Origin of the sequence: Bradyrhizobium neotropicale, assembly GCF_001641695.1 — a bacterium.
In the GTDB taxonomy this organism is placed as follows: Bacteria; Pseudomonadota; Alphaproteobacteria; order Rhizobiales; family Xanthobacteraceae; genus Bradyrhizobium; species Bradyrhizobium neotropicale.
Map to the genome: position 1 here is coordinate 1 of NZ_LSEF01000115.1, position 8,749 is coordinate 8,749.

General features: G+C 59.0%; 11 protein-coding genes and 1 pseudogene. 6 read left to right on the plus strand and 6 right to left on the minus strand.

The annotated features are described in order from the left end of the window. The 3 genes from AXW67_RS37735 to AXW67_RS37745 all read right to left on the minus strand — a co-directional run. On the minus strand, positions 1–848 hold an 848-nt coding region (locus AXW67_RS37735; RefSeq protein WP_063681995.1), incomplete at its 3' end, for an IS110 family RNA-guided transposase. 405 nt (positions 849–1,253) lie between these two features. Further along, positions 1,254–1,451: a hypothetical protein gene (locus tag AXW67_RS37740; protein ID WP_201723764.1), complete on the minus strand. Its 198-nt coding sequence runs from the start codon at positions 1,449–1,451 to the stop codon at positions 1,254–1,256. Positions 1,452–1,660: 209 nt separating this feature from the next. Beyond that, positions 1,661–1,912 (minus strand): hypothetical protein, encoded by a 252-nt coding sequence (locus AXW67_RS37745; RefSeq protein ID WP_145928142.1) that lies wholly within the window; start codon positions 1,910–1,912, stop codon positions 1,661–1,663. A gap of 122 nt (positions 1,913–2,034) precedes the next feature. On the opposite strand from AXW67_RS37745, the pseudogene AXW67_RS41300 reads away from it, so the two are divergent. Then, a pseudogene (locus tag AXW67_RS41300) lies at positions 2,035–2,230 on the plus strand (transposase); the annotation flags it as partial. Between the two features lie 300 nt (positions 2,231–2,530). Here the strand turns inward: AXW67_RS41300 and AXW67_RS44605 are convergent. After that, entirely contained in the window at positions 2,531–2,719 is a 189-nt protein-coding gene (locus AXW67_RS44605; RefSeq protein ID WP_283806482.1) for an autotransporter outer membrane beta-barrel domain-containing protein, read from the minus strand. 33 nt (positions 2,720–2,752) lie between these two features. On the opposite strand from AXW67_RS44605, the gene AXW67_RS37750 reads away from it, so the two are divergent. Continuing rightward, positions 2,753–3,514, plus strand: a complete 762-nt coding sequence (locus AXW67_RS37750) for a C13 family peptidase (protein WP_245315855.1) — start codon at positions 2,753–2,755, stop codon at positions 3,512–3,514. 521 nt (positions 3,515–4,035) lie between these two features. On the opposite strand, the gene AXW67_RS37760 is transcribed toward AXW67_RS37750, so the two are convergent. Continuing rightward, the gene (locus AXW67_RS37760; RefSeq protein ID WP_063681990.1) at positions 4,036–4,245 is read right to left on the minus strand and encodes a hypothetical protein; all 210 of its coding nucleotides are present in this window, start codon (positions 4,243–4,245) and stop codon (positions 4,036–4,038) included. Between the two features lie 531 nt (positions 4,246–4,776). Between AXW67_RS37760 and AXW67_RS41305 the strand changes: the two genes are divergently transcribed. The 4 genes from AXW67_RS41305 (at position 4,777) to AXW67_RS37780 (ending at position 7,773) form a co-directional block, all read left to right on the plus strand. Further along, on the plus strand, positions 4,777–4,869 hold the full coding sequence (locus AXW67_RS41305; RefSeq protein ID WP_082908188.1) for a DUF2934 domain-containing protein: 93 nt from the start codon (positions 4,777–4,779) through the stop codon (positions 4,867–4,869). A gap of 260 nt (positions 4,870–5,129) precedes the next feature. Continuing rightward, complete coding sequence (locus AXW67_RS37765; RefSeq protein ID WP_347336775.1) at positions 5,130–5,348, plus strand: hypothetical protein; 219 nt, start codon at positions 5,130–5,132, stop codon at positions 5,346–5,348. 563 nt (positions 5,349–5,911) lie between these two features. Next, positions 5,912–6,490 (plus strand): S41 family peptidase, encoded by a 579-nt coding sequence (locus AXW67_RS37775; RefSeq protein ID WP_063681993.1) that lies wholly within the window; start codon positions 5,912–5,914, stop codon positions 6,488–6,490. A 443-nt stretch (positions 6,491–6,933) separates the two neighbouring features. Next, positions 6,934–7,773: a universal stress protein gene (locus AXW67_RS37780; protein WP_063681994.1), complete on the plus strand. Its 840-nt coding sequence runs from the start codon at positions 6,934–6,936 to the stop codon at positions 7,771–7,773. 376 nt (positions 7,774–8,149) lie between these two features. On the opposite strand, the gene AXW67_RS37785 is transcribed toward AXW67_RS37780, so the two are convergent. Continuing rightward, positions 8,150–8,749 (minus strand): group II intron maturase-specific domain-containing protein (locus AXW67_RS37785; RefSeq protein ID WP_245315419.1); only part of this gene is annotated, 600 nt, incomplete at its 5' end.

Consider the following 8,749-nt stretch of genomic DNA (forward strand, 5'->3'; position numbering starts at 1 on the left):
AGCGCGCGCAGGTAGCGATTGCCGCGCCTTGATATACTGCCGAGGATCGTGCGGTCGCCGGTCGAGATCTGCTTCGGCACCAGTCCAAGCCAGGCGCCGAAGTCGCGGCCTTTCGAGAACACGTCTCCAGTGCCGATCGCGGCCACCATTGCGCTCGAGATGATTGGGCCAATGCCAGGCACCGTCATCAGTCGCTGGCAGGCCTTATCTTGACGGGCCAGCGTTTCGATCTCGCTCGATAGACCCTCGATACGCTGATCCAGCCGGCGCCAGTCTTCCGCCAGACCCTCGATGATGCGCAACATGCGAGGTGAGAGCACATCGGTGCGTGTCGCCAAGATGCCCGGCAACTCGAACCGCAGGGAATGCGGGCCTTGCCGCACGGCGATGCCCCGCTCCAGCAGGAATGCACGGATCTGATTGATGACGCCGGTACGCTGACCGACCAATCGATCGCGGACGCGGTGCAGTGCCTGAAGGTCGAGCTGATCGGCGGTCTTGGTCGCGACGAACTTCATGGTGGGGCGTTGGACAGCCTCGGCGATGGCTTCAGCATCCCGGAAGTCATTCTTCTGTCCCTTCGAATATGGGCGCACGTATTTCGCCGGCATCAGGCGGGCGTCGTGGCCAAGCATTTGCAGTTTGCGGCTGAGATGATGGCCGCCCACACAGGCCTCCATGCCGATCAAGCACGGCGGCAGGTTGGCGAGCCGCGTTTCCACCTGGTCACGCGACCACTTCTGACGCAGCACAATCGCACCGCGCTGATTCTGGCCGACGATGTGGAACGAGTTCTTGCCAATATCGATGCCGATTACGGCGGGCGAAGCGTCGAGTTTCTGTGACATCGCGTGCTCCTTGTCTTCGGTGCCCCCTGCCAGCATTCGCTGCTGGCAGGGCCGGAGCACGGCCGGACCGTCCCATTAGCAGACAATTGGTCGCAAACTAAATCCATCGCGGCCAATCTCCTGTGTGTTATCTTGCGTCATACCGTTCTTTCTGGAGTTCGGAGAGGACATGCAGCGGCGCGATTTCATCGCGCTTCACCTCACCACGGACGCCTGACTGTACGATTTCCGACATAGGAGCGAGCGGCCATTATATCGCCGCCTCAATACGCGCTTCGTCTGGATGGTCAGGGTCTGGATGGTCAGATGCTCGGCCTGCGTACCCGCGCGGTTAGGGGCCGCCCATCGAGAAGGTGAGAGGCTCGCCAGCGTGAAACAGCGGGCCATTTCCACGGTGAGAAGATATTAGCGCCACATACTGGGTGAGTTCAGGGCCTTGTGACCTGCCGCTTTCAACGCGTCTATCGAGAGTTGGCCCTGTGCCGCAGCTTCGAGGATCTTCGACGCAACGCGCGTTCTGGCGCCGATCTCATTGACGGGAATATTCTCGCAAACTTCCTCGAGCACCGCCCTGAGAAGCGCAGTCATTTCGGCGTCAAACATGCCCAGCTCCCGAAATTGAGAGGATGCTGAACGCCGCACGAGCGGAATATATTCGCTCGCCAGCGTCCGCCATGCATTCCGGTCTGGGCCCTGAAATCCCAGCGCCGACGAAATTCGCACTCATGTGTCAAGGTTTTGTGACGCTAGCCAGCGTCAAACTGGCCTGATGGTCGGCAGCGATCCGACCTAACGCGGGTGTCCCGGTCCATCTAACGCCGGTCGCTGGAACGAGCGACGGTTCCGGCCTCTAACGCCTCGGCAATTGTTGGGTGCCAAGCCATTTTGGCGTTGCGCTCGATTTGCGAACAACTGGTCAGGAGAAACGCGACCCGGCTGCATTGCCAATCCGCTCCCAAGCTGGGCTCAAAGAAGGCTCGTGGGTAACTGACGGTCATTGCCACTCCGGCAGCGACGAATGCGACGGCCATAAGCGCGAGCGTCCCTGAAGTTTGAAATTTCATGGGCATGCTCCGTTTTTCGACGCGCGAACGTTATGCCCGGCTTACGCCTTTCAATTGTGAGCTATTTCACAAGTCCAATAAAAAAACGAGCGGCTTCAAGCCCAAACATAGCGAGGCCGGACGTTCGTTCCGAACGGCGGTTGTGCGAAGAGGTGCACCTCAACCTCGCCTACTGCTGGTTCTGTCGACTCGGGCTGGATGGCGAGGTGCCGGACCACTCGACCTTCTCCAAGAACAGGCATGGCCGGTTCCGCGATGCTGCGCAAGCTGTTCGAGACCGTGGTCCAGCGCTGCATGGCAGAAGGACTGGTCGACGGATCACGGTCGCCGGGTCGATTCGCAAATCCTTGGTATCGCCTGTTGGCTCTCAGGCGACCTCGTCATCAACTCGAATGTCCGCTTTGCGCGCCAATAGCTGCCGAGTTTGCGGCTCCCGCCGGACCGGAGGAGCCGTCCTGAAATTCTTCGTTTCGCGTGCCCGACAACAAACCAGTTGGTTTTTCCGTTTTCAGGCCGCACCGTTTGCCTAGCCGCAGGTGAAAGATAGTTTTCTTTCGTTTCTTTCGAAGATTGCGATCTTCTCTCCCTGTTCCGCTACCGAAATTCGGATGTCGGAAACTACGCAGCAGCATTCGGCGTGAGACCGGTGCCGCCCCACGGCGCGAACGGATAGCCGCCCTCCATGCGTCCCGACCAAGCATTGGCGTTGAACTTGGCGCACAGATGATCGGTGGCTGCGATGGTCACGGTGCGATCTGTGGCGATGGAAATTCGGTGTAGTCCGGCTATCTTCGTTCTGGCCCGCAATACTGTGGCGGCGATCTCAACGCGAGGTTCACCATGATCTCCGACGCCATGACTTCGAAGTCCTGGATCAGGCGGCTTGGCGCGCCGCTCATCGCTCTTGCCTTGGCCGTCGCGCTGTCAGTTTCGACAGTGCACACCGCCGAGGATGTCCACAAGGTCGGCGTGGTGTCCTTTGGCCTTTTCGGCGATCAAAGCGTGTTTCGAAGCGAGGCGACCGGTGCAGCCCAGGTCGTCGCGGATCGTTTCGAAACTGGCCCGATCGAGGTGAAGTACAATTCGAAGAAAGGTGGCAGCGCTACGACCGAAGCGTTGGCCAGGTCATTGCAGGTTGCAGCCGGCCGCCTGGACGCCGAGAAAGACGTGTTGTTCTTGATTCTCACCTCGCATGGCTCGCCAGACGGCCTTGCAATCAAGGCGGGGCGCCTTACGCAAATACTCACACCGTCCCGTCTCGCAGAGATGCTTGGAGCGACCGGCGTGCGCCACAAGGTGGTGATTATCTCGGCCTGCTACTCTGGAGTCTTCATCCCTCGTCTCGCGAATCCCGACGTCTTGGTCATTACGGCTGCCGACGCCGCTCATCCGTCGTTCGGCTGCGAGGACAAGGCGAAGTGGACCTATTTCGGTGACGCCTTCTTCAACGTCGCCCTCCGGCGAGCCGAAAGCCTGACGGATGCATTTGCCGGTGCGCGCGCGCTCGTCAGGAAGCGAGAGCTGCATGAGCATTTCGAGCCGTCGAATCCCCTGATGGCAGGTGGCGCAAACGTGCAGCCACTGCTGGTTGTGCGCCCTTGAACGATCGGCCACGCTCGTCGCCACCACCCCAGCTCGAAGGTGGTGACACCGAATACACGGTCCACCCGCGAAAAGGGCGACCGTGGCACCAAGACCAAGCCGATCCCAGAACCGCACAATGTCTGTGGCTTCTTGACGATACGCCGAATGCCGTTGCGGAGCCGATCCGTCCCAAAACGATGCCGGTGATCCTGACTAGCGACGAAGAGCGCGATGTATCGATGCGAGCGCCTTGGGATGAGGGCCATCCAAACGCGCCAGCCCAGCCTCAATCACGACGATGTCTCCCTCGATCTGCTGGATAGTACTCGTGCAATCGATCCTGGTACACGCATTGAGGTCTGCGATAAGCTTCCGGCGCTGCATCCGAAGCTCATCGAGAGCCGTCTGATCCTTGAGGGAAACGTAACCCTCCACGATCAGCTCAATAGCACCTGACATCTCCCATGCCCCCGAGCCTTATTCATACCCTCGAGCACTCCTAACCAATCTAGGTTTGGGAGCGCGCCAATAAGGTTACGTCACGCAATCACGCGCCCGAGTTCGTCCAAAACGACGCGCCTCCGCAACTCGTGCGCAGGAGCCGTCAAATGGGAGCCTACGATCAGCCCGAGCCGTTTTAAGTTCAGGAGAGCAACGGGGTCACACAGCTCGATAGAAAGTCCGGCTCCCAATATCGCAATGGCGCGTAGCTCCTCCGCGTCGAGATCAGCCCAGGAGATGCCTTCCATCACGCGCCTCAAAATTGTCCCCCAACGAACCCAAACGCGTGCCTGATTTGCCGCAGCATATCCGTGGCCGCGTCGGTGTACCGACCGTTGGTTAGGTATCGATCCAGTTGCGCCGTGCTAATCAGCGCTACAACTGCCACCGTGAAGCCCTTAAACATTGGGCCTCTCCTGAAAGAGACCGCCAACCGGGCGTGTCGAAATATTAAACCGTTCTCAGAGTGCGCTGCTGCATATGGCGACTTAATATGCAAATGGTGACAGTGACTAGTAACCAGTTCCTTAACGAGCGCAATGTCTGGATGCGCGCGCCATGGGGATGAGGCGAAGGCGGCTGCAACGGCCGCTGCCGGACGATGTACTCAAGATCGTGATGCGTGGCGCGGACAAGGAAGATCGGGCAGCGCCATAGCTGAAAGCAAGGAACCACTCTCCTCAGCCCGAATTGGCTTTTGGACCAAAAGTAAAGTTGGCCCGGCGGTCCGCCTCTCTGTGCCTCCCCAAGGCGGGACCTGTGCTATGGGAGAATTCATCATGGCTCACCCAACAGAAGAGCAGATACGGAAACGCGCGTTCGAGCTGTGGGAGCAGGCGGGCAAACCCGAGGGACGCGAAGATGAGTTCTGAAACCAAGCGCACAGGGAATTGCAGGGCGCAGAAGAGCGCGGTGACCTAAACAAAGGTACCGACATTTGAGCTCGCTTCCAGAACCGCGCGTTCCTCAAAGAGCGGTCAATCAGAGCGGAGAAGAAATAGCACTACTTCGATGCGATAGGCCAACAGCAGATCGCCCGACCCTAGAGTAGACACTTGCTCTTAGGCGCTGCGTATCTACCTGTTAGGCCATGCAATTGACCGAAGTTCACGACCACGCAATCCGAGCCCGCATGGCACTCATCGTCGGCGCGACGACGTTCGACCGCCTCTTCGCTGGCGTGCAGTTCGACGAAGTTGATGGCAACATCCTGTTTGTTTACGCCAAGGACGAGGACACCGCGGCGAATATTGAGGACGAATTCGCGCTGCACATTTCGATCATCGCATCCAAGATATTGGAGCGCGAGATCAACGTCGTAGTGGTGTTGCCGAGGCAGCGTGTCAGTTGAGCTTGACCATCTCTGTCTACATCAGACCGAGCGGGCCGAGTACGCTAAGCGGACAGCTGGGCCTAACCGCATCCCGCATCGACCTTCCACCGGGCTTTGCGGGTAGACATTTGTTCTAGCATGGGTTGGTTTTTTCGCCGGACCGCGTCGGCTAACTAGTCTTCTCAGCGCTCCACATCTCGCGCAAAATTCCGTACGGCGATGGTTGAACAACTAGACCTTGAAGATTTTGCCTGGCAACTTGCGGCTGACGTGTACCGCCTCAATTTGTATGGCCTACTCACGGGACGATCAACGCCGAGGGGCTTAGCGGTGACGGACGAACAACTGGCCGGAGCTATCCGCGACAGCTTCAAGCAAGTTCACGAGACCGCTTATAAGGAAATGGTCAAGTTGGCGACCGACGCGGCTCTCGAAGCCTACGATCGGATTGTGTCACGCAACATTAAGCAGTCGCGGACTCGGCGCGCTAACTGACCGCTCGATCCACCGTGCGGCGTTCATCCACTTCGTGCGGCGTTCATCCACTTGGTGCCCCACATCTCATCACCAGGAGAGTGCTGATGCTCCCGGCCATGGGCCGCAGTGCAAGCGCCGCCCGTAGGCGCGCGGACGTGTCTGGCCGGGCGAGGCTGGCGCCCACCAGGCTGCCCGCGTATCAGCGGACGCTCGAGCACCTTCTATCGCAGAGTCCGCTGAACGACGCCGACGCGCTGATCTGGGACCTGCGAGATGGCTGGGGCGGCGCGATCCCGGGGTATCTTGATTTGTTCAACACGCGAGCGCCGACGATGCACGTCACTGATCGCAATGGCGTCAGTGAACTCGAGAACGTGAAGTGGCGCAAGCCTGTCGCCATGCTTGTCAACGGTGGCACCCGCAGCGGCAAGGAGATCCTTGCCTATGGCTTCAAGAAATATCGGTTTGGCGAGGTCATCGGTAGTAGCCGGACCGAGGGAGCTGTCCTCGCTGCGACGGCATTTCTCATTGACGACGGCTTGCTGTTGCTCGCGGTCGGGGACGTGCAGGTCGACGGCGAGCGGCTGGAAGGCGTTGGCGTCGCACCCACGATCGAGGTCCAAGCTGACCCGGCCTCCATGGGTCCAGGTGATCCTGCAATCGCAGTCCTGTCTGTGGCCTGATCCTCGGGAGGCAGCCCTGCCAGCTCTAACCCTGGTCGGCGAGGACCGAACGCCACAAGTGAAATGCTGCGTTTCTTGCTAGAGCATTCGCTCCCACGGCAGCCAGGCTAGAGTTAGTCCGCTAGTGGCCCCTGTGAGACGTTCGGGGCCAGCCGAATGTCCGGTTTGCGCCCGCCAAGCGCTGCCATATGAGAATGGCCTGCCCGGTTCGCAATACAGGTCATTGCCAGGATAAGCACGGGTCAGACGAACGATCGTGATCTACGATGGCTGATGTCGAACAGCACGCCGGGCAGTGCTAACATGGAGGGCTAATCGCTCGGCATTTTGATACAGATCTGCACCGCGATCGGAGGAATCTATCGGCCTCAGTCGCAAGCCGTTAGCCTGCAAAGGCGACTAGACGTTGTAAGTCAATTTCACCTGAAACACGGGGGTTGAGAATGAAGACGATCTTGGTCCCGATCCAAAACATTGCGCTCGTGACATCCGCACTCGAGGCCGCCGCACGTCTCGCGCAACGTACCGGCGCCTACATCGAAGGCTTTCCGCTCCGGTTCGGTATCCCTCAATATTTAGTCGCAGAATTAGCCACCGGCATCCCTTTGGATTCTTACCATGCGAAGAGCCAAGAAGAGTTAGCCGAAATGCACCGTTTGTTCGAAGCGTTCATGCTAAAGCAGGATATTCCTCCAGCCACTGCAGGCTCGAGCCGACCATGCTTCGGCTGGTTGGAAACCGCGCCTGAGGGGGAAGACTTTGTCGGAAGTTATGGGCGTGCTTTCGACGTCATTGTAATGCCGCGGTCGGACGTTGATGCTGCCGGCCCGAACCGTCGCGCCATTGAATCCGTACTGTTTGAGAGCGGTAGACCCGTTCTACTGGCGCCACCAGACGCCCCAGGAAGCATCGCGACAAACATTGTGATCCACTGGAACGGTAGTACCGAGCAGGCTCGGGTCAACGCTTTTGCTATGCCGCTGCTTCGTCTGGCAGAAAGGGTAACGGTGCTAACCGTGATTGGCGGACAAGAGGTACCAGGCCCATCTGCCGATCAGATTGTCCGGCAATTGCTGTACAACGACATTGCCGCCAGGCTAGTGAGCGTTGAACTGGAAGACCGCGACACTGGTGAGGCGGTTCTTGATGCCGCCAGAGCACAAGGCTCCGATCTGTTGATAAAAGGAGCCTTTACCCGCAACAGGCTGCGGCAAATGATATTCGGTGGCGCGACCAGTTATATCATGGAGCACGCGGACTTGCCCGTCCTGATGGCGCATTAGAACTGCGCGTACAATTCGCTCCGCCTCCGACGCAATGCGGCGCGAGTAGGCGTAGAATTTCTTTCTACCGCAACTTGCTCAACGCAGGAGCGCATCTTCCTCGCGTCCCGGCAGCCACGGCAATTCCTTAATGCCTTTGGCTTGATCTTTATAAGAGATCCATTCCTAGATCCGGTTTGCGCACCAAAAGCTGCCTCCCCGCCAAGTCGCAGTTTGGTAGAGTCGAGATGTGACGCGGTTGCTTTAGGATCGAACATATCTGTTCCCGCCCCTTTCGTCTGGCGGTGCCTTAGTGGTTCGACCGTGACTCCGTTTCCACACCTCGCTCATCGAACCGGACAGGCAGATCTCCCGCATCCGGCTCTCGGACAAGACCTCACGCCTTCACCCACGGCACGTCGTGTCCGCGCGCAGTTAGGCGTACGAGCCCGAAGTGCCCGTAGAGGTGCGAGAGTGGATAAGTCCCGCCCTTGCGTCGCCTGACCTTGTGCTTGGAGCGCAACCACCGGCGCAACCGCACAGCGGTGTAGTTGTCGATCGCGCGATACGCTTTGATGACGGTGCCTACATTGAAGTAGTTCGCCCATCCGCGCAGCGTGCGGTTCAACTTCGCCACCAACTCTGTGGTGTCTTGCCCTACCCCAGTTCGAGCCGTCAGCGCATGAATGGTTTCCACCATGCGCTTGATGCTTTTCTTCGATGGCCGGTACCCCAGGCGCGCCTGGCCGGTTCTCGCAGAATACATCCGCCCGAACGAGTAGCCCAGGAAGTCGAACTCTCCTTCCGGCACCTTGCAGATTCGTGTCTTCTCCTCGTTGACCGTCAGCTTCAGCCTTCCCATGATCATGCGCAGTTGTCGCAAGGCCTCTTCAGCTTTGCCCCGCCTGCACAGGATTACGAGATCGTCGGCATAGGTCACGATGCGAGAGCCGAGGCTTCGCTCCAGCCCGAGCATCTTCCATCCCAGCACAAACCG

What these genes read in the sequence shown, in the direction of transcription:
- AXW67_RS37740 (WP_201723764.1), bottom strand. Translation starts at nt 1,451, where the DNA reads ATGTTTGACGCCGAAATGACTGCGCTTCTCAGGGCGGTGCTCGAGGAA.
- AXW67_RS37745 (WP_145928142.1), bottom strand. Translation starts at nt 1,912, where the DNA reads ATGAAATTTCAAACTTCAGGGACGCTCGCGCTTATGGCCGTCGCATTC.
- AXW67_RS37750 (WP_245315855.1), top strand. Translation starts at nt 2,753, where the DNA reads ATGATCTCCGACGCCATGACTTCGAAGTCCTGGATCAGGCGGCTTGGC.
- AXW67_RS37760 (WP_063681990.1), bottom strand. Translation starts at nt 4,245, where the DNA reads ATGGAAGGCATCTCCTGGGCTGATCTCGACGCGGAGGAGCTACGCGCC.
- AXW67_RS41305 (WP_082908188.1), top strand. Translation starts at nt 4,777, where the DNA reads ATGGCTCACCCAACAGAAGAGCAGATACGGAAACGCGCGTTCGAGCTG.
- AXW67_RS37765 (WP_347336775.1), top strand. Translation starts at nt 5,130, where the DNA reads ATGGCACTCATCGTCGGCGCGACGACGTTCGACCGCCTCTTCGCTGGC.
- AXW67_RS37775 (WP_063681993.1), top strand. Translation starts at nt 5,912, where the DNA reads ATGCTCCCGGCCATGGGCCGCAGTGCAAGCGCCGCCCGTAGGCGCGCG.
- AXW67_RS37780 (WP_063681994.1), top strand. Translation starts at nt 6,934, where the DNA reads ATGAAGACGATCTTGGTCCCGATCCAAAACATTGCGCTCGTGACATCC.